This is a genomic window from Acetobacter lambici (assembly GCF_011516885.1).
In the GTDB taxonomy this organism is placed as follows: Bacteria; Pseudomonadota; Alphaproteobacteria; order Acetobacterales; family Acetobacteraceae; genus Acetobacter; species Acetobacter lambici.
On record NZ_WOTD01000008.1, the window covers coordinates 46,493 to 66,486 of the forward strand.

At 57.4% G+C, this 19,994-nt stretch carries 17 protein-coding genes and 1 tRNA gene; 7 read left to right on the forward strand and 11 right to left on the reverse strand.

What is annotated here, in order from left to right:
• Positions 1 to 12: 12 nt before the first annotated feature.
• Both GOB86_RS06050 and GOB86_RS06055 read left to right on the forward strand, forming a co-directional pair.
• Positions 13 to 711, forward strand: a complete 699-nt coding sequence (locus GOB86_RS06050) for a carbonic anhydrase (protein ID WP_165991467.1) — start codon at positions 13 to 15, stop codon at positions 709 to 711.
• A gap of 40 nt (positions 712 to 751) precedes the next feature.
• Positions 752 to 1,237 (forward strand): exonuclease/endonuclease/phosphatase family protein, encoded by a 486-nt coding sequence (locus tag GOB86_RS06055; protein WP_165991468.1) that lies wholly within the window; start codon positions 752 to 754, stop codon positions 1,235 to 1,237.
• A 4-nt stretch (positions 1,238 to 1,241) separates the two neighbouring features.
• Here GOB86_RS06055 and GOB86_RS06060 read toward each other — a convergent pair whose 3' ends face one another.
• The 11 genes from GOB86_RS06060 to GOB86_RS06110 form a co-directional block, all read right to left on the reverse strand.
• Positions 1,242 to 1,475, reverse strand: coding sequence for a hypothetical protein (locus GOB86_RS06060; RefSeq protein ID WP_165991469.1), 234 nt, complete (start codon positions 1,473 to 1,475; stop codon positions 1,242 to 1,244).
• A gap of 195 nt (positions 1,476 to 1,670) precedes the next feature.
• The gene (locus tag GOB86_RS06065; RefSeq protein ID WP_165991470.1) at positions 1,671 to 2,984 is read right to left on the reverse strand and encodes a DEAD/DEAH box helicase; all 1,314 of its coding nucleotides are present in this window, start codon (positions 2,982 to 2,984) and stop codon (positions 1,671 to 1,673) included.
• A gap of 495 nt (positions 2,985 to 3,479) precedes the next feature.
• The gene (gene metW / locus GOB86_RS06070) at positions 3,480 to 4,079 is read right to left on the reverse strand and encodes a methionine biosynthesis protein MetW (protein WP_165991471.1); all 600 of its coding nucleotides are present in this window, start codon (positions 4,077 to 4,079) and stop codon (positions 3,480 to 3,482) included.
• Positions 4,079 to 5,254 carry a homoserine O-acetyltransferase MetX gene (metX, locus tag GOB86_RS06075; RefSeq protein WP_165991472.1) on the reverse strand — a complete coding sequence of 392 codons (1,176 nt, stop codon included), beginning with the start codon at positions 5,252 to 5,254 and terminating at the stop codon, positions 4,079 to 4,081. Before metX ends, metW begins: the two co-directional genes overlap by 1 nt.
• Positions 5,255 to 5,377: 123 nt before the next feature.
• Positions 5,378 to 7,183, reverse strand: coding sequence for a translation elongation factor 4 (lepA, locus tag GOB86_RS06080; RefSeq protein ID WP_165991473.1), 1,806 nt, complete (start codon positions 7,181 to 7,183; stop codon positions 5,378 to 5,380).
• A gap of 136 nt (positions 7,184 to 7,319) precedes the next feature.
• Positions 7,320 to 9,359, reverse strand: coding sequence for a putative bifunctional diguanylate cyclase/phosphodiesterase (locus GOB86_RS06085; RefSeq protein ID WP_165991474.1), 2,040 nt, complete (start codon positions 9,357 to 9,359; stop codon positions 7,320 to 7,322).
• A 178-nt stretch (positions 9,360 to 9,537) separates the two neighbouring features.
• A complete protein-coding gene (locus tag GOB86_RS06090) occupies positions 9,538 to 10,173 on the reverse strand; it encodes a helix-turn-helix transcriptional regulator (protein ID WP_165991475.1) in 636 nt (211 codons plus the stop codon).
• A 14-nt stretch (positions 10,174 to 10,187) separates the two neighbouring features.
• Positions 10,188 to 10,445 carry a hypothetical protein gene (locus tag GOB86_RS06095; protein WP_165991516.1) on the reverse strand — a complete coding sequence of 86 codons (258 nt, stop codon included), beginning with the start codon at positions 10,443 to 10,445 and terminating at the stop codon, positions 10,188 to 10,190.
• Positions 10,446 to 10,509: 64 nt separating this feature from the next.
• Positions 10,510 to 12,939: a glucose/quinate/shikimate family membrane-bound PQQ-dependent dehydrogenase gene (locus GOB86_RS06100; RefSeq protein ID WP_165991476.1), complete on the reverse strand. Its 2,430-nt coding sequence runs from the start codon at positions 12,937 to 12,939 to the stop codon at positions 10,510 to 10,512.
• A 210-nt stretch (positions 12,940 to 13,149) separates the two neighbouring features.
• Entirely contained in the window at positions 13,150 to 14,595 is a 1,446-nt protein-coding gene (gene glnA / locus GOB86_RS06105; RefSeq protein ID WP_086645185.1) for a type I glutamate--ammonia ligase, read from the reverse strand.
• Between the two features lie 102 nt (positions 14,596 to 14,697).
• On the reverse strand, positions 14,698 to 15,036 hold the full coding sequence (locus GOB86_RS06110; RefSeq protein ID WP_025826259.1) for a P-II family nitrogen regulator: 339 nt from the start codon (positions 15,034 to 15,036) through the stop codon (positions 14,698 to 14,700).
• Positions 15,037 to 15,277: 241 nt separating this feature from the next.
• Between GOB86_RS06110 and GOB86_RS06115 the strand changes: the two genes are divergently transcribed.
• The 5 genes from GOB86_RS06115 (at position 15,278) to GOB86_RS06135 (ending at position 19,939) form a co-directional block, all read left to right on the forward strand.
• On the forward strand, positions 15,278 to 16,438 hold the full coding sequence (locus GOB86_RS06115; RefSeq protein WP_165991477.1) for an aminotransferase: 1,161 nt from the start codon (positions 15,278 to 15,280) through the stop codon (positions 16,436 to 16,438).
• Positions 16,439 to 16,516: 78 nt separating this feature from the next.
• A tRNA-His gene (locus GOB86_RS06120) sits at positions 16,517 to 16,592 on the forward strand.
• Between the two features lie 213 nt (positions 16,593 to 16,805).
• Positions 16,806 to 17,243 (forward strand): hypothetical protein, encoded by a 438-nt coding sequence (locus GOB86_RS06125; protein ID WP_165991478.1) that lies wholly within the window; start codon positions 16,806 to 16,808, stop codon positions 17,241 to 17,243.
• A gap of 280 nt (positions 17,244 to 17,523) precedes the next feature.
• On the forward strand, positions 17,524 to 18,744 hold the full coding sequence (locus GOB86_RS06130) for an NADP-dependent isocitrate dehydrogenase (RefSeq protein WP_165991479.1): 1,221 nt from the start codon (positions 17,524 to 17,526) through the stop codon (positions 18,742 to 18,744).
• Between the two features lie 175 nt (positions 18,745 to 18,919).
• Positions 18,920 to 19,939: an NAD(P)/FAD-dependent oxidoreductase gene (locus GOB86_RS06135; protein ID WP_165991480.1), complete on the forward strand. Its 1,020-nt coding sequence runs from the start codon at positions 18,920 to 18,922 to the stop codon at positions 19,937 to 19,939.
• The last annotated feature ends 55 nt before the right edge of the window (positions 19,940 to 19,994 follow it).

Below are 19,994 nucleotides of genomic sequence, written 5' to 3' on the forward strand. Positions count from 1 at the left end.
TGGAGTTAACTGATGCCAACATGTTCCGAAGCCAGAAGCAAACTGCTTTCTCTGCTGCGTGGTGTTGAACACTTCAACACCGAAATTTTCCCCGCGAAGGAAGCCCTGTTTGCCAGTCTGGCCAAAGGGCAGGCTCCCGGCGCGCTGTTCATTGCCTGCGCCGATAGCCGCATCAACCCCAACCTGATCACCCAGACCGAACCGGGAGATCTGTTTATTCTGCGTAACATTGGCAATCTGGTTCCCGCCTATGGGGAAATGCTGGGAGGTGTTTCCTCCGCCATTGAATATGCAGTGCTCGGGCTTGGTGTGTCCTCCATTATTGTATGCGGCCACTCCGACTGCGGCGCCATGAAAGCATTGCTCGAGCCCGAAAAAAACGGGCTGGATAAAATGCCCACGGTCCAGAGCTGGTTGCGCAATGCCGAAGCCGCACGGGCAGCAACAGTAAACACACTGCGCTCGGATGATGCAGGGCCAGCCACCGTACGCTGCCTTGCTGAACAGAACGTGCTGCTCCAGCTTGCCCACCTACGCACCCACCCTGCCGTGGCTGCCGGTCTGGCGCGGAACACACTCTTCCTGCAAGGTTGGTTCTACGACATTGGCACTGGTGAAATTTCGGTGCTGGATGAACAAACCCGCACGAGTGTTCCGATCAGTGGTGTTATTCAAAAACTGCAAGAACAGACCGAGCAGGAAACTGCATAACACGTCTGGCTTCTGCACACCGGCGCTGCACCTTGGCTTTATGGCTTTGGTGGGCGCCGGTTTTTTTTGGGCCAGCGCCAGCTTTGCAGCACCAGTGCAGACACTAAAAATCAGCACATGGAATATGGACTGGCTTCTGGCTCCCCAGACACAGAACGCTCCCCAGTTACCACCTGATATTCCCCACAGAACAGCGCCCGATTTTGCCGCCTTAGCCACATATGCCCAACGCCTGCACCCCGACCTGATCGGCTTGCAGGAAGTGGGCGATACAACAACCCTTGCACGCCTGTTTAACGCGCAGGACTATCAGCTTTTTTTGTCTGGCGATGATATTGCACAGCATACAGCCCTTGCCGTGCGGCAGGGGCTGCGCATACGGCGCAACCCGGATGTAGCCGCTCTGGCACTCAGCCCCGGCAGTAACACAGCATCGCTTACGCAGTGGGTTGGATGTGACCATCCTTACGGGGGGAGCGGACTTACGGATTCTGGTTGTTCATTTCAAAACTGGCTGCTGGGATAACCCTTTATCCGAAAAACACCATGCCTGCCCCATTCTGTTCCAGCAGTTTCGCGCTTTGCAGGAATGGCTGACCCAAAGGGTCAATAACGGAGAATCCTTTGCCATTATAGGGGATTTTAACCGCCGCATGACGCGCACGGACCCACTGTTCATAGCCCTTAATCAGATAGCACCACTTGACCTTGTAACCGCAGGTTATGCCAATCCATGCCTGAACGGCAGTGCGTTTATTGATCATATTCTACTCGGCGGATCCGCTATCCAGTGGGAAGAACCGGGCTCGCTACGGGTTATGACCATTCCACAAGACACAGGCAGAACACTCAGCGACCACTGCCCCGTTTCTGTTACCCTGAAAATACCGCAACAAAAAACACCATAAAAAAGGGTCGCTACGTTTCCGTAGCAACCCTTTTTGTAACTTATGGCCCGATCAGGCGTGAGCACCAGACCTGTGCGAAGAACCCGGGCGCCCACCAGAGCGACGTGGCGGACCACCACGGCCGCCGCCGCCGCCACCACCATTACGCGGCGGACCACCACGGCCACGGCCGCCACCACCGCCACCACCCAGAACAGGCGGGCGCTGCGTGGAGAACTCGGCTTCTTCCGAATGCCACGGATGATCGCGCACAACGGGAATGGACTTCCCGATTGTTTTTTCAATATCTTTCAGCCATGCGCGCTGTTCCGCATCGCAGAAGGAAACGGCCCAGCCATCACGCCCGGCACGAGCGGTACGGCCAATACGGTGCACATAGCTTTCTGGCACATTTGGCAGATCGTAGTTGAACACGTGGCTGACTTCATCCACGTCAATCCCACGGGCAGCAATATCAGTTGCCACCAGAACCTTGACCGAACCGGCACGAAAGCCCTTCATGGCCCGCTCACGCGCACCCTGAGACTTGTTGCCGTGAATGGCCTCGGCTGTAACGCTGTTCTTGTTAAGGAACTCGGCAACCTTATTGGCTTCATGCTTCATCAGCGTGAACACCACGGCGCGAGCAACCTTGTCAGATTCCACCATCGTCAGCAGCGCATCGCGCTTGTCGCTGGTGCCATTCACGAACATGATGGCCTGCTGAATGCGGTCAACCGTGCTTGAAGGTGGAGCAACTTCCACCCGAGCAGGGTTGTTCAGCAAGGATGCGGCAAGGTCCTCAATGCTTTTGGGCATTGTAGCCGAGAACAGCAGGGTCTGCCGCTGCGCGGGAACAAAGCTCATAATCCGGCGGATATCGCGCACAAACCCCATATCAAGCATACGGTCGGCTTCGTCGAGCACAAGGATTTCCAGCCCGGAAAGGTCAATATAACCCTGACCGATCAGGTCCAGCAGGCGGCCTGGCGCGGCCACAAGCACATCCACGCCGCGGCGCATGGCCTCGACCTGCCTGCCCTGCCCCACACCACCGAACACAACGGCCTGTGAAAACTTCATGTACTTCGCATAAGCTTTGAAGCTGTCACTGATCTGGGCGACCAGTTCACGCGTGGGAGCCAGCACCAGAGCGCGTGGCTGCTTGGGAGCCGTAGCCTTGGGGTTGTTATGCAGATGTTGCAAGATCGGCAGCGCAAAAGATGCGGTCTTGCCTGTTCCTGTCTGCGCAAGACCTAACAGATCACGCCCTTCGAGCAGATGCGGAATGGAACCCGCCTGAATGGGAGTAGGTATTTCGTACCCTTGATCCGTCAGCGCCTGCAACAGGGGTGCAGCTAGTTTCAGATCCGAAAAAGTAGTCATTTAGGGGCAACCTCTCCATGCACCTGAAAACGAGTCACATCCACCTTATTTTCAGTCACGCACTACCAAACCAAAATTGATGACAGAGCAGAACCGTCTCTAAGCCAGACCGGACGGACAGGTCAGCATGAATTTTATTACATTACAGACAGAATAAGAAATTTTCGGAATCATGCATCCCGCGCATACTGTCTTGGAAGAATTATATAAAAGCAGTCTGAGCGCCCCGCAAGGGTTCCGTACCATATTGGTCCGAAAATAAGCAGCCCGCAGAACTGTTACAACATCTGCAAATCACGATCATCAGACACCCGATATATACAGGTTTTTTATCATATAACTAGTATTTTTAATATATTTTTGCACATGCGCTCCATGCAACACGCAATCCAGAGCGCTTGAAAACGGCTTGAATTCTAACTTATTTTTTAGTCCGCCGTTAATAATCGCCCATAAATCCAGACATTTGCGCAACACCTGTTACCGGGCACCACCCTAGCGCCTGCGCAACAAAAACAGGGCCTGCTCCCCAAACAGATTGGCCAATCTTATGGAGCGCCGCCATGGAGCACGCTCGCCGTCTTCATCCACTGCCAGCCATTTTTCCACGATATATCCATCCTTGCGACAAAGTTCGAGAAAATCCCGAATCGTGCAGGGGTGAATATTCGGCGTCTCATACCAAGGTGTATGCCATACGGCGGTCATGGGCATGCACCCGCCCAGCAGGAGCCGCAACCGGAGTTGCCAATGCCCGAAATTCGGAAACGAGACGATGGCGTACCGACCTATCCGTAACATCTGCCGCAAAACCTCCCTTGGGCGTTCAACCGCCTGCAAGGTCCGCTGGAGCACAACGTAATCAAACGAATGATCGGGGTAATAGGCCAGATCGTGGTCCGCATCCCCATGCACAACGGGCAGACCGTGGGCTACGGAGCGGGTTACCAGTTCCATGTTCAGTTCAATACCGCGGGCATCGCACCCACGCTCGCGGTATAAATGGCCGATCAGTGTGCCATCCCCACTCCCAATATCGAGCACACGGGTGCGGGGTTCGATCATGTCCGCGATCAGGCGTTGGTCAAGACGCATCAGGACAATCCCGCATGTTCGGCAACACCACACAAAAAGCCACGCACCGTCCGGTCAAAATCCGGTTCGTCCAGCAAAAAGGCGTCATGCCCCTTATCTGTTTCAATTTCAACGAACGAGACGTTGGCCGCAGCTCTGTTAAGTGCGCGTGCCAGGGTGCGCGCCGCCGATGTGGGGAAGAGCCAGTCCGAGGAAAAAGACACAACACAGAACCGCACCGCCGTGCCAGCAAAGGCTGGCGTCAGCTCGCCATCATGGTCGGCGGCAATATCGAACCAGTCCATAGCCCGTGTGATACTCAGATAGGAGTTGGCATCAAACCGCCGGACAAAACTGGACCCCTGATAGCGCAGGTAGGATTCCACCTCAAAAATATCGCCAAAGGTGGAAACCGGGCCTTCCGGCCCCTGCCCGCTCGCAGGTCCACGGCGCATGCGCCGCCCGAATTTGCGGGTCAGCGCCTCCTCCGACAGGTAGGTAATATGCGCCATCATACGGGCAACGGCCAGCCCGCGCGCGGGCACAACATCGGCCTCCCAGTATCGTCCGCCACGCCAGTCCGGGTCGGCTATAATGGCCTGACGCCCGACCTCGTTAAACGCAATGTTCTGGGCAGAGTGGAAGGGAGCCGTAGCAATGGGCATGACCGCAAGCATCATCTGCGGGTAGGTCACGGCCCATTCGAGCACCTGCATGCCCCCCATGGAGCCACCCACCACAGCAAACAGGCGCTCAATACCCAGACTGTGCACCAGCTTGTGCTGGGCACGGACCATATCGCGGATGGTAATGGGGGGGAATGCGGTGCCCCATAACTCGCCCGGCGCGCCCTGCCCATCGGTCCGTGGGGAGCGCGGCCCGGTGCTGCCCATGCAACCGCCCAGAACGTTGGAGCAGATCACAAAAAAACGGTTGGTATCAATCGGCTTGCCCGGGCCGACCATACGCTCCCACCAACCCGGTTTGCCTGTAAGCGGGTGTTTTTCCGCCACATACTGGTCACCCGTAAAGGCGTGGCAGATCAGAATGGCATTGTCTTTTTGGGGCGAGAGCTGACCATACGTACAATACGCAATATCAACAGGCGCCAGTGTTACCCCGCAGTCCAGTTCCACCCCTTCGGGAAAACTGGCGTGCGGGTGATCACCAACGGTAAGGGGCGTTGTGCTGTTCATAAACCCGCTGCATTCTCCACCCCGGACAGGCCGGGTAAAAAACAGTATCGGCCCCGGTTACACCAGCATTGCCAGACCGGGGGTTTTTCCGGCCACGTTCAGGCAGAAGCCGGTGTTGAATACCTAGTGTTCCATCTTGAGCGCAGCAAGGAAGGCGCTTTGTGGAATTTCCACCTTACCAAACTGGCGCATGCGCTTTTTGCCCTCTTTCTGCTTTTCCAGCAGTTTGCGCTTACGTGAGATGTCACCACCATAACATTTGGCCGTCACATCCTTCGACAGGGCACCAATAGTCTCACGCGCGATAACACGGCTGCCAATAGCGGCCTGAATGGCAATCTTGAACAACTGGCGAGGGATCAGGTCTTTCAGACGCGCGCAGATGGAGCGCCCCCGTGTTTCGGCTGCGGAGCGGTGCGCAATAAAACACAGCGCATCCACCGGCTCCTGATTGACCAGAATGGAGATACGCACAAGGTCACTCTCCTCATACCCATCCATCTGGTAATCAAAGCTTGCGTAACCGCGTGTGAGCGACTTGAGCCGGTCGTAGAAGTCGAACACCACCTCGTTCAGTGGGAGGCGGTAGACGGCCATGGCCCGGTTGCCCACATAAGTCAGGTCCACCTGAATACCGCGCCGCTCCGTGCACAGGGTCAGCACCGCGCCCAGATATTCGTCCGGCACCATAATGTTGGCCTTGATCCATGGTTCCTCGATTTTTTCAATCAGAGAGCCATCGGGCATGTCGGCCGGATTATGGAGTTCTTCCATCTCCCCATTGGTGCGATAGACTTTGTACACAACGGACGGTGCCGTTGCGATCAGGTCCAGATCGAACTCGCGGGAGAGACGTTCCTGAATGATTTCCAGATGCAGCAGACCAAGGAAGCCGCAGCGGAACCCAAAGCCAAGGGCTGCCGATGTTTCTGCCTCGTAATGGAAAGACGCATCATTCAGGCGCAGCTTGGCAAGGCTGTCGCGCAGCTTTTCAAAATCATCCGAGACAATGGGGTAAAGACCACACCACACGACCGGGATGGAGGGCTTAAAGCCGGGCAACGGCGTTGCGGCAGGGCGACGGTCATCGGTAATCGTGTCACCCACATTGCAGTCCGCCACGGTTTTGATCGCGGCGTTAATAAAGCCCATCTCACCCGGACCAAGGCTTTCCACCGCCGTCATACGCGGGGAGAACACACCAACCTGATCCACCTGATGCACTGCACCAGAGGACATCATGCGGACCTTCATACCCCGCTTAAGGCGACCTTCCTTAATACGCACCAGCACGATCACGCCCAGATAGGGGTCGTACCAGCTATCGACCAGCATGGCCTGCAACGGTTTTTCCGCATCCCCCTTGGGCGGCGGCAGACGGGTGACCACGGCCTCAAGAACACCTTCGATGTTCAGCCCGGTCTTGGCCGAAATCTCAACCGCGTCATCGGCTGGAATGCCTATGACTTCCTCAATCTGCGCCTTCACCCGCTCGGGCTCCGCCGCGGGCAGATCCACCTTATTGAGCACGGGCACAATATCGTGGTTGGCATCTATGGCCTGATAGACGTTGGCCAGAGTCTGGGCTTCCACCCCCTGGGACGCGTCCACCACCAGCAGCGAGCCTTCGCACGCGGCCAGGGAGCGGCTGACTTCGTAGGCAAAGTCAACATGTCCGGGCGTGTCCATGAGATTAAGGACGTAGGTCTTGCCATCCTTGGCAGGATAGGTAAGCCGGACGGTCTGCGCTTTAATGGTAATGCCACGCTCCCGCTCCAGATCCATATTATCAAGAACCTGATTGGTCATCTCGCGGGCAGTCAGGGCTCCACACGCCTGAATCAGGCGGTCGGCCAGAGTGGACTTTCCATGATCGATATGTGCGATGATGGAAAAATTGCGGATGAGCGAAAGGGGTACGTCGGTCATGCTGCCCCTTTACGGTAAATAAAGAGAAAAGTCAGCCTGTTCCTCTGCTCCGGGCACCACTTTCGCGCAATTTTTTAATGCACGGGTGCATTGCCCTGCCAACACCCCAGCAAACAGGTGGGGAAAATCGCGCGCTCTAGAGAACGCAATTGATGGTGATCTGGCCATTTTTAACAATATCCGCCAGCGACGCAGGCCGACCGAGCAAAAACCCCTGTGCCTCATCACACCCGGCGGCATTGAGCATGCTCAACTGGTCCGTGGTCTCGATCCCTTCCGCCATAACGGGAATATCGAACGCCTTGCCCAGTGCGAGCACGGCACGCACAACCGCCTGCGTGTGCTCGCTGGTCTGGCTTGCGCCAAAAAAGGAGCGATCGATTTTTATGCGGTCAAAGGGAAAACGGCGCAGCGTGTCCAGCGAGGAATAACCCGTGCCAAAATCATCCAGCGCCAGACTGACCCCCATGTCCTTGATCTGGTGGAGCACCTGCAAGGCCCGGGCCTGATCGGCAATAATAGTCGCTTCTGTCAGTTCCAGTTCCAGCCGCTGGGGCGGTAGCCCCGTTTCCTCCAGCACATTGGCCACAATGCGCGCAATGTCCGTATGGACAAACTGCATACCCGACAGGTTGACCGCAACCTTGTAAGGCTGACGCCACTGCACGGCCTCGGCACATACGGAGCGGAGCACCCATTCCCCAATTTGCAGAATAAGGTCGCTCTCTTCAGCCAACGGAATAAAGTCATCTGGCATAATGGTGCCACGCGTGGGGTGCTGCCAGCGCACCAGTGCCTCGTAGCCCCGGATTTCCCCCGTGGCGATCACCCTTTGCACTTGGTAGCAGATGGTCAGTTGCCCTGCCTTGACGGCCTGCCGCAGGTCTGCGGCAAGCTTACGCCGGGTGCGCACTTTTTCGTCCATTGAGGGCTCATAAAAACACGGATGCCTGCCCGGGTCGGCTTTGGCGCGATACATGGCCAGATCGGCATTGTTGATCAGGGTTTCCTTGTCCGCCGCATGATCCGGCCATATGGCAACACCCAGACTGGCACCGGGCAAAACCTCTGACTCTTCAAAACGGATGGGCTTGAACAGAACCTCCTCCAGCCTGAGCAAAAACCCCTTGATCTGCTCGCGCGAGGCAACGCGGCACAGGGCCAGAAACTCGTCCCCACCGGTGCGGGCAATAAATTCGCCACTGTTATCTTGCAAAAGTCCACGCAACCGCCGCCCCAGAATGCGCAGAACTTCGTCCCCCGCCCTGTGACCACGCAGGTCGTTAATTTCCTTAAACCTGTTCAGATCGATCCCGATAAGCGCCAGCCTGCCCTTATTCTCGCGCGCCCAGTCCAGTTCAAGGTCAAAACGCTGGTGGAAGTTCAGGCGGTTGGGCAGGCCTGTCAGTGTGTCGTTCAGGGCCATGCGGCGCAGCTTTTCAACCGACTCTGCGCGCGAACTGTCATCAATCATGCCGCTGACCAGCCCCCCTCCAAGAATAAGGAAGGACATAATGGCAATGGCCAAGGCCAGTACCAGAGAATCATTGGGGCCAGACACAGCACCCGCAACCAGTGGCGTCGCCTGAACATGGTATGCCGCCATGCCAATAAAATGAACGGACAGAACGGCAAGTGCTAGCACACCGGCCATACACGCACTTGCACGCCGCCCCGGCCGAACCCCGGCACGCACGGCCAGCACACACAGAACAATCGCCGCCAGAACCGAAATGACAAGACAGGGCACATTCCATGTCGTATGCCCCTGCACCCGGTAGGCCAGCATGCCCGTATAATGCATGGCCACAATAGACAGCCCGACAATAACGCCCCCCGTCTCGGGCAGAAAACGGGCAAAACGACACGTTGCCAGCATAAACCCGATTGTGCTGCCAAACACCGCAATCAGGAGGGATATGCTGGTCAGCAATGGGTCAAACCGTGCGGATGTATCCCCCGCGTACCCCAGCATGGCCACAAAATGGGTGCACCAGATTGCAACGCCGCTGGAGAGGGCGGTCAAAAAAAGCCACGCATACCATTGGTTGTTTTTGGCACGCAGGGCATGCCGGAACAAAGACGCGGTAACCGCTGAACCACAGAAGCACAGCAAAGCGGCCACACAGACCAGCCCGAGGTCATGCTGGCCAAGAATGCACCGTACAACCATCATCTGACGCGCGCCCCATTGTTCAATATATTGAAAACAAGATACATTTTAAAAATCTACTTCAATAAATCCAAAACCAACCAAAAACGCGCCGTAACAAACACGATAGTATGCAACATTATTCAGAACATTCTTTTTAAAAATCAAACACTCTATTTCCGCCTTTTGAAAATGATTTTTCTCACACCGTCATCATGACAATCCTGTGTAGCCACGCAACCCCTTCCTGCGTGGGAACTGCATGTACTTCCGCCCCCCGAAAAGAGCAGATGGCCTGCCCGGCCTCCGTATCCAGCATCAGGCCCATAACGGGTTCCCGCCCGGAGCCATGCATCAAAACCCTGTCCCCCACACGCAGGGGGAGCGAGGGCACCACAACAACCGACCCGCCATCACGCGCAACCGGCTCCATGCCATCGGTATCTACCCGCACAATGTAGGCGTCGGGTTCAGCCCCCCACAGGCCGGGAGAGGCTTCCCTCTCCCACAGCGGGCCGCAGGGCAGACCCTGCGGATCAAACACCCCGTCCTGCTCCAGCATGGAATATGGGAGAGCACGCAGCATGCCCGCCCCCGCACGCAATGGCGCGTGGCTTATGCCCTCCCCCCCAACATACCCGGCAAAAACCGCCAGTGGCACCTGCAGAACATCCAGCACGCGCAATAGGGTTGGCAGGGAGGGCCAGCGCATGGCCCCACTTGGCCCCACTCTGCGCGAAGGATTAAGGGCGGTGGCATCCAACCCTGCCGCCCGCGCAAGAGCCGAGGGGGTAAACCCCCGCTCGCGCGCAAGGCCGTCCAGCGTATGCCAGACCATATGTGCCTGCGGGATCATGACCGCGAAGGATGAGGAGGAAGGACCGACGCGGGTTCACTCGTCTGCTTCAACACTTCATGCGTGTGGCGGGCGAGTCCTACGTCTGTTGCCACAAAACGTTCCTGAGTATTGCGCCCTGCCAGTCCCATGCGTTCGAGCCGCTCAAGGCAGGGGTCATCCTTCAGGCCACCAGGGCGCCCGCCCGGCCCTGCGAGGTAGAGCCTGTGCAGGGCGGAGCGGCAGCATGTCTCCAGATAAGGTTCTTTCCACATTCCAAGCAGGATCACCGATCCCGCATGGAACTGCAAGACTTACTCCCGTAGCGCCCACCCGTTATCAATGGGTGGCTTCGGGCAGGGCGTAAGCCACAATGTAATCCCCCTCCTTGGTACCAAAGGAGTCATGCCCCCCATCCACCGTAACAACATACTGGCGGCCATTGGCCTCATACGTCATGGGGGTGGACTGGCCACCTGCGGGCAGGCGGTCCTCCCATAGTACCTTGCCGGTCGTTACGTCATACGCACGGATGTAATAATCGGCTGTGGAGGTCAGGAACGCCACGCCACCCGCTGTAATAATTGGCCCGCCAAGGGAGGGAATACCAACCTTGAAGCCAAATGGCAGGGGGGAACTGTCCCGCGTTGTACCGTTGCGGTGCTGCCAGATAATGCTGTTGGTCTTCAGATCCACCCCAGCCACATACCCCCAACCCGGCTGTTTGCAGGGAATACCAAGAGGGGAGAGGAACGGATTAAGCTCCACCCCGAATGGCGTGCCATACTGGGGCTGCAACCCGTTCTCCCCCCCCGCAGCGGCGGGGTCATGCGTGTTTGGCGGCACCACCTGATTCTCGGTCGGGCGCGGCACAAGGCGGGAGACAAACGGAATGGCAATAGGGTTAGCAAACGCCACCTGCCGCACGGGGTCCACGGCCAGACCGCCCCATTCAAACATGCCCAGATTACCAGGGAACACCAGCGTGCCCTGCACGGAGGGCGGGGTAAACGGCCCTTCGTAACGCAGTTTTTTAAACATGATCCGGCACACAAGCTGGTCCAACATGGTGGCGCCCCACATATCCCGATCCGTCAGATTGTTCTTGGGCCGGAAAGTCAGCTGCGAAAACGGCTGGGTGGGGGAAACATGGTCACCCACCGCAGCACCCTGCGGCACAGCCTGCTCGGGAGCGGGCACCAGAAGCTGACCGTTCCGGCGGTCGAGCACAAAAATATTGCCTGTTTTGGCTGGCGCGTACAACGCGGGCACAACCGTGCCATCCTCCTGCCGGAAGTCGATCAGGCTGGGCTGGGCTGGCACATCCATGTCCCACAGGTCATGGTGTACGGTCTGGTAAAACCAGACTTTATGCCCCGTGTTCGCATCCAGCGCCAGAATGCCCGATGCGTAGCGTTCCTGTATATCCGTGCGCTTGCCACCCCAGATATCTGGCGTTGCCACACCTGTGGGAATGTAGATCAGACCCAGCTTGGCGTCATAGGACGAGACAATCCATGAGTTGGGCGAATTGGGTGTGTACTGGTGCGTCTCGGACGGCAACTCGTTAGGGTCCGGGTTCCCCGGATCAAACGCCCAGACCAGTTTGCCGCTATACAGGTCATATGCCCGCGTAACGCCTGATGGCTCATGCGTGGAGTAGTTATCCGTCACCGCGCCAGAGATAATCACCAGCCTGCCCGTGACCACCGGGGGCGATGTTGGCTCGTAAAAACCCAAAGTGCGCATGGGCATGCCATCGGTCAGGTCCACAACGCCCTTGTTGCCAAAAGCCGGACAGGTCAGACCAGTTTTGGCATCCAGCGCTACCAGCCGTCCATCATTGGTCGGCAAAAAGATGCGTTCCGCGCATGCCGCAGGCACAGCCGTAGGCGTGGCAGTGGCGGGCTCCCCGGCGGCGGCCTCCGCCACAAGCGCGGGGGTCGCTGCGTAAGATACACCACGGCAGGTCAGGTGCTGGAAAGTCGGATTAACCACCAGTTTGGGGTCAAAGCGCCAGATCTGCCTGCCTGTTGCCGCATCCAGCGCAAAGACGATCTGATGGGGCGAACACACATACAGCGTGTTGCCAATTTTGATCGGTGTTGCCTCATCCGTGGTTTCCGCCGGATCATCGGGACCATGCAGATCGTGGGTTCTGAATGTCCAGGCCACTTTGAGCCTATCCACATTCCCTGTCGTAATCTGGTTTAGGGGGGAATAACGATCCCCTGCCTGTGTGCGCCCATATGCGGGCCAGTCCTGCGCGGGCACAGCGGCGGCATCTCCGGGGAGTTGCATTCCCGCATAAACAGCCTGCGCACGGGGCAGCACACCCGCTACATCCTGCGGGTCCTGTGTAAGCGCGTAGCCATACAGCCCCACCCCGGCCAGAATAACCGCAGCAAGGGGTGTACGATTCCAAAAGGATACGGGCCTTAACGCACCAGAAACAAAAGGTAGCAGCAGCCACAGGCCCAGAGGCAGCACCACATCCCCCCGGGGAGCCAGCGCCCAGAAGTCAAACCCTGCCTCGGCCACGGACCAGACCAGCGTGCCCGCAGCCACAACCGCGTAAAGCCACAAAGCTTCGCGCCGCTGCGCCCAGAGCAGCAGACCCGTGCCCATAAGGCCCAGACCGCACACAACATAAAAAACGGAGCCACCCAGTACGGCCAGCCAGCCCCCTCCTCCAGCCAGAACAAAGCCAAGCACGATACAGATCAATGCCGTGATTTTTGACAGACTATGGGAACGGCCCCCTTGCATGACCGGCACTCTCCTTATGTTGCAGAAAGCCATTCTATTGTTTGGGAACGGTCATTCGAGAGTTAATCAATGTTATTTACGAACAAATATACCATATTATAATCGAAAAATGAATAAGTTTTCATTTCAGAATATCTCATAAAAAAACGCGGCCCCTAGAAGAGGGCCGCGCCTTTATCATCCACATACTCAGCCCCTAGGGGCGGGGTATTAGACGGAGTAGTACATTTCGAACTCAACCGGGTGCGGCGTGTGTTCAAAGCGGTACACATCATTCCATTTAAGGGTGATGTAGCTTTCAATCTGGTCTTTGGTGAACACGCCACCAGCAAGCAGGAACTCGTGATCAGCAGTCAGAGCTTCCAGCGCTTCACGCAGGGAGCCAGCAACTGTCGGGATCTGCTTCAGTTCTTCGGGCGGCAGGTCGTACAGATCCTTGTCCATGGCATCGCCAGGGTGGATCTTGTTCTTGATACCGTCCAGACCCGCCATCAGCATTGCGGAGAATGCCAGATAGGGGTTTGCCGTGGGGTCGGGGAAGCGCACTTCAACGCGCTTTGCCTTCGGGCTGGTTGCGTACGGAATACGGCACGAAGCAGAACGGTTGCGGGCGGAATAAGCCAGCAGCACGGGTGCTTCAAAGCCCGGAATCAGACGCTTGTAGGAGTTGGTGGACGGGTTGGTAAAGGCGTTCAGAGCCTTGGCGTGCTTGATGATCCCGCCGATGTAATACAGCGCCGTATCGGACAGGTCCGCATAACCATTGCCAGCAAAGGTGGACTTGCCGTCTTTCCAGATGGACTGATGGACATGCATGCCCGAGCCGTTATCGCCAAAAATCGGCTTCGGCATAAACGTGGCGGTCTTGCCATAGGAGTGCGCCACGTTGTGCACACAGTATTTGTAGATCTGCATGAAGTCAGCGGAGCGGACCAGCGTTTCAAACTTGGTGCCAAGTTCATGCTGGGACTGCGCCACTTCATGGTGGTGCTTTTCAATGGCCAGGCCCATTTCGCCCATTGTTGCCAGCATTTCAGCGCGCAGGTCGCTTTCGCTGTCAACTGGCGCCACGGGGAAGTAACCACCCTTAACACCCGGACGGTGGCCCATGTTGCCTTCGGGGTAGTCCTTCAGGGACGCGTCGGGGCCTTCAATACTGTCAAGCTGGTAGGTGCCATAGTTGGGGCCCGTGCCGAACTGGACGTTATCGAAAATGAAGAACTCGGCTTCGGGGCCAAAAAAGGCCGTGTCACCCAGACCGGAGGACTTCAGATACTGCTCGGCCAGCTTGGCGGTGGAGCGCGGGTCGCGGTTATAGGGCTGCCCGGTGGACGGCTCGATAATATCGCAGAACAGGATAAGCTGCGGACGGGCGGAAAACGGGTCCATAACAGCCGACGTGGGGTCGGGCAGCAGAACCATGTCGCTTTCGTTAATGGCTTTCCACCCTGCGATGGAAGACCCGTCGAACATAAAGCCGTCGGTAAAGCTGTCTTCCTCAATGGTGCTGACGTGCTGGCACGTGTGCTGCCACTTGCCGTGCGTGTCCGTAAACCGCAGGTCAACCAGTTCGACCGAATGTTCCTGAATCAGGTCAAAAACCTTGGCAATTGCAGCAGCCTTGCTGTCGCCCGCCGAAGCTGTTTTCTTCACCATGCTCTCTTCACCTAAAAAGCCTGTTGTGTTCCGCACCCTGCGGAAACATGCTGTGGAATTGTGGAGCCCGCCTTGCCCGATCCTGCTGGCATGCAGCAAAAATCAGATCGCGTCTTCCCCTCGCTCACCCGTGCGGATTCGAACTACATCATCCACCGGAATCACGAAAATTTTGCCATCGCCGATCCGTCCGGTGCGCGCGGCCGTGGAAATAGCTTCCACAGCGCGCTCCACCATGGAAGCGGGACAGACAACCTCGATTTTCATCTTAGGAAGAAAGTCAACAATGTATTCAGCGCCGCGATAAAGCTCTGTATGGCCTTTCTGGCGTCCGAAACCCTTGGCTTCGATCACGGTAATACCCTGCAACCCGAGCTCGTGAAGGGCTTCCTTCACTTCATCAAGCTTGAAGGGCTTTATAATGGCCTCGATCTTTTTCATCTCGCGTCGTCAACACACCGTTGCTGGACCCACATGGGGGCCTGTACTCTCTTGTTCTTTTGCCTGACCCGTTACAAACCTCAGGCACCAGACCCGAACACACTTGCACGGCTTGACCCGTCGGGCAATCGGGTAGATGCGAATTTGTATCGGTAAAGCATTAAACTCAGGTTTCACCCCGACCGTTTCGGTTCCGTCTCCTTCTTTCTTCTTTTCCGCCTGCCGGGCAAGGGAATTTGCAATGACAAAAGCATTTAACAGCCAACTTGCCGCTCTCCCTGTCACAATTTTTACGGTTATGTCCGCACTGGCCCGCCAGCACGACGCTGTTAATCTGGGGCAGGGTTTTCCTGACCAGGAAGGCCCGCAGGACATGATTCGCCTTGCCGCCGATGCCCTGCTTGACGGACAGAACCAGTATGCGCCCCTAACAGGACTGCCCGAGCTGCGCACGGCGGTGGCACAGGCCAATCTGCGTTTTCAGGGCATTACGGTGGATGCCGATTCGGAAATCGTCGTCACATCCGGCGCGACCGAGGCACTGGCCGCATCCCTTATGGCGCTGATCGAGCCGGGGGATGAGGTCGTGCTGATGGAACCCCTATACGACACCTATCTGCCCGTTATCCGCCAGTTGGGGGGCATTCCACGCATTGTGCGGCTGGAAGCGCCGGACTGGGCATTACCAAGGCACGCACTGGCCAATGCCTTTTCCGCCCGCACCAAGGCGATCATCCTCAACTCCCCCATGAACCCGACCGGCAAGGTGTTCACAGCCGACGAACTGGCTTTTATCGCCTCACTCGTGCAGCAGCACGACACATTCGCCATCTGCGATGAGGTTTATGAGCATCTGGTGTTCAATACGCCCCATATCTCCCTCATGTCCCTGCCCGGCATGCGCGAACGCTGCGTGCGTATTGGCAGCGCAGGCAAAAGCTTTTCCCTGACCGGCTGGAAGGTGGGGTACGTCACAGCCCCTGCCCCATTGGCTAGCGTTGTGGCCAAGGCCCACCAGAACCTTGTGTTTGCAACCGCTCCCAACCTGCAACGTGCCGTAGCCTTTGGCCTGAACAAGGATACGGACTATTTTGCCACCCTTGCGCAAAGCATGGCCACGCAGGGCACCATCCTTGCCTCCGGCCTGCAACGGCTGGGCTTTAACGTACTGCCTTATCAGGGCAGCTACTTTGTTATGGCCGACATTACCCCTCTGGCTAACGGGCTGGACGACGTGGCGTTTACGCGCCTGCTTACGGAACAGGCCCGCGTAACAGCCATTCCCGCCTCCGCGTTTTATGATACCAACCCGCCACGCAACCTGATCCGCTTTGCCTTTTGCAAACGCCCCGAAGTGTTGATAGAAGCCCTGAACCGGCTGGAAGCATGGAAAACCCGGTAAGACGGTTTTTTCCACCCATTGCGCAATTATCCAATTGACGGACCACACTCTTTTCTCTAAACGTCCGCTTGCTGTGCGGCGGACGTAGCTCAGCTGGTAGAGCGCCGGTTTGTGGTACCGGTGGTCGCGGGTTCAAGTCCCGTCGTTCGCCCCAGCATATATTCCCAGTAAAATTAAACCACTCACGCACTCAGGCATCACCTGATGTCTTTTTGCGTCATGTGGGCCAGTTACACCTCAATGGCTCGGCAATGCCCTGCGCAAACACAGGCGCTTGGGCAAAAAAGCACAGCTAACGCGCTGGCTCAGGCCAGAATCCCTCCATGATGTGTTTTCCAACACGGCGGCAATGGCATAAGACCATATAATGCAAAGCCCGTTGCCCCCCATAAGCCTGCTCGCGCTGGTCCTGCTCCCCGCCTGTGCAGCCACTGCGCCGCTACCCAACACACCACCGGCGGAATCCGCATTATACCATGCCAAACAGGCCTGTCTGGACACCTACCAGACCCGCCCTGGAGAGGTGGCGGAAGATAATATGAGCAAGCTGATGAGCTGCCTTGCCAGAGCCACGCAAAAATATGGACGGCAGGCTTATGGCCCCTATGCCCCCATTTATATGGAAGGTGCTTCCAAGGGGGTGGAAGCCGCCCAGCACCTGCGCGAAGGGCTGTATACCCCCGACCAGTTCGGGAGCGAGATCGGGCTGATTCAGGAGCAGGAGAACTCGGCTCTTGTGCAAAAAAAAGCACAGATGACCGCACCCATGGACCCTATTTTACAGTCGGTGCCCCCCACACGTTAGCGCACGCAACTCCATAAGGGTGTAAGGCGCGACCTCCAGCCCACCATACTCCCTTTGCCCCACCTGACCGGAATGTGATGGGCAGGGCACGGCCTGCATAAACTGGCCTGTTTCCGCCAGATATCCACACAAAACCGACCATTCCTGTCCCGAATGTGAACTGCCGGGCTGTTTACGGCTGCGGCAAGCTGTTCAATCCATACAGTGCATGACGCTCATACATATTGCGCAGCATTTGTGAGAACAACAAAAAAACCATGTCGGAAATGGATTGGTAATCATGGCTAAAATCAAGGTCAAAAACCCGGTTGTGGAAATGGACGGGGATGAAATGACCCGCATTATCTGGCACTTCATCCGCGAGCGGCTGATTCTGCCTTATCTGGATATTGACCTCAAATATTACGATCTGGGCATCGAACACCGCGACGCCACAAACGATCAGGTCACGGTTGACGCCGCCGAAGCCACAAAACGCTACGGCGTTGCGGTCAAATGCGCCACCATCACACCGGACGAAGCCCGCGTGACGGAATTCGGTCTGAAAAAAATGTACCGCTCGCCCAATGGCACCATCCGCAACATTCTGGACGGCACCATTTTCCGCGAGCCGATCATCTGCTCCAACGTGCCGCGTCTGGTTCCCCACTGGACCAAGCCGATCGTCATTGGCCGCCATGCCTATGGGGATATCTACCGTGCGGCGGAAACAAAAATTCCCGGCCCCGGCAAGGTCACCCTGAACTATGTGCCAGATGATGGGGGCGAACCCATTACGCTGGATGTGCATGACTTCAAAGGCCCCGGCGTTACGTTGGGTATGCACAACACCCGCGCTTCCATTGAAGGATTTGCCCGTGCCTCCCTCTCCTACGGGCGGGACCGCAGGCTGCCAGTCTACCTGTCCACCAAAAACACCATTCTCAAAGCCTATGACGGCATGTTCAAGGATGTGTTTGCACAGGTGTACGAAAAAGAGTTCAAAGCCGAGTTTGAAAAACTGGGCCTGACCTACGAACACCGCCTGATTGATGACATGGTGGCCTGCGCGCTCAAATGGCCCGGCGGCTACGTATGGGCCTGCAAAAACTACGATGGCGACGTGGAGAGCGACATTGTGGCACAGGGCTTTGGCAGCCTTGGGCTGATGACATCCGTCCTGCTCAGCCCCTCTGGCGATGTGGTGGAGGCCGAGGCCGCCCACGGCACAGTGACGCGCCACTACCGCGAACACCAGAAGGGCAAACCCACCAGCACCAACCCCATTGCCTCCATTTTTGCATGGACTCGTGGGCTGGCTTACCGCGGCCGGTTTGATAACACGCCGGACGTGGTACACTTTGCCAACACGCTGGAAAAAGTGTGCATCGATACGGTGGAAGGCGGGCAGATGACCAAGGACCTTGCCCTGCTCGTTGGCAAAAACGCCCAGTGGCTGGATACCCAGCCCTTCCTGGACGTGCTGGACGAACGGCTCAAAAAGGAACTGGCCAAAGCCTGATCCCTTACCCGCAGGCCCGGATGCTCCGGGCCTGCCTTTGCCGCCCATATGCGCAAGCTGCGCGACCCCTGCCAAATATGCTCCAGAACACGCCATTTGCCATTGCGTCCAGACCGGCGCTGACGCAAAACAGGGCTTTGAATCTTAGCATAACCTTAAGAGCAGGACCCTGCGCATGTCAGTCATCCCCGCAGAAACAGACGTTGCCATTATAGGGGCAGGCCCGGCCGGGCTGTTTGCCGCTTTCCAATGCGCCATGCTGCGCCTGCGTTGCGTGCTGATTGACGTGCTGCCCGAAGTCGGCGGCCAGTGCGCGGCCCTCTACCCCGAAAAACCGATCTACGACATTCCCGCCTGCCCCGCCGTGGAAGGGGCCGAACTGATTGCCAATCTGGAACGCCAGATTGCGCCGTTCGACATCCCCCGCCTGCTCAAACACCGCGTGGAAGGTCTGACCGGGCAGCGTGGCGACTTTACCCTTACCACCGACAAAGGCACCCACCTGCACGCCAAAGCCGTTATTATTGCAGCAGGTGCTGGCGCTTTTGGCCCCAACCGCCCGCCGCTGGATGGCCTGGGCGCGTATGAGGAAAGTGGCGCCGTGCAATACTATGTGCGGCGCAAGGCGGACTTCCAGAACAAGCGTATTGTTATTGCCGGTGGCGGGGATTCGGCTCTGGACTGGGCGCTCTCGCTCAAGGACACAGCCGCCAAGCTGTATCTGGTCCACCGGCGCGACCGCTTCCGTGGCGCGCCCGAAAGCCTGCGCCAGCTCGACGAGGCCGTGGCCGCCGGACAGATTGAAAAAGTGGTACCCTACCAGCTCCACGGCCTGCATGGGGCCAATGGCGCTCTCAGCGGTGTGGAAGTAGCCGACATGGACGGCGCAACCCGCATGCTCGAAGCGGATGTGCTGCTCCCCTTCTTTGGTCTGGCAACCGACCTTGGCCCCGTCGCCCGTTGGGGAATGGACACACAGCGGTCCACCATTCCCGTAACCCCCTCCAATTGCGAGACGAGCCTTGCTGGCATTTTTGCCATTGGGGATGTGGCCACCTATCCGGGCAAGCTCAAGCTCATCCTGCAAGGCTTTAGCGAAGCCGCCATGGCGGCCCACGCCATCCACCCCATTATTTACCCTGAGCAGGCTTTGCACTTTGAATATTCGACCAGCAAAGGCGTACCCGCCGCGTAATCCACTCCCCCCTGCCTGCGGGGTGGACTGCCATAATACCACCCCCTTTGCAGGG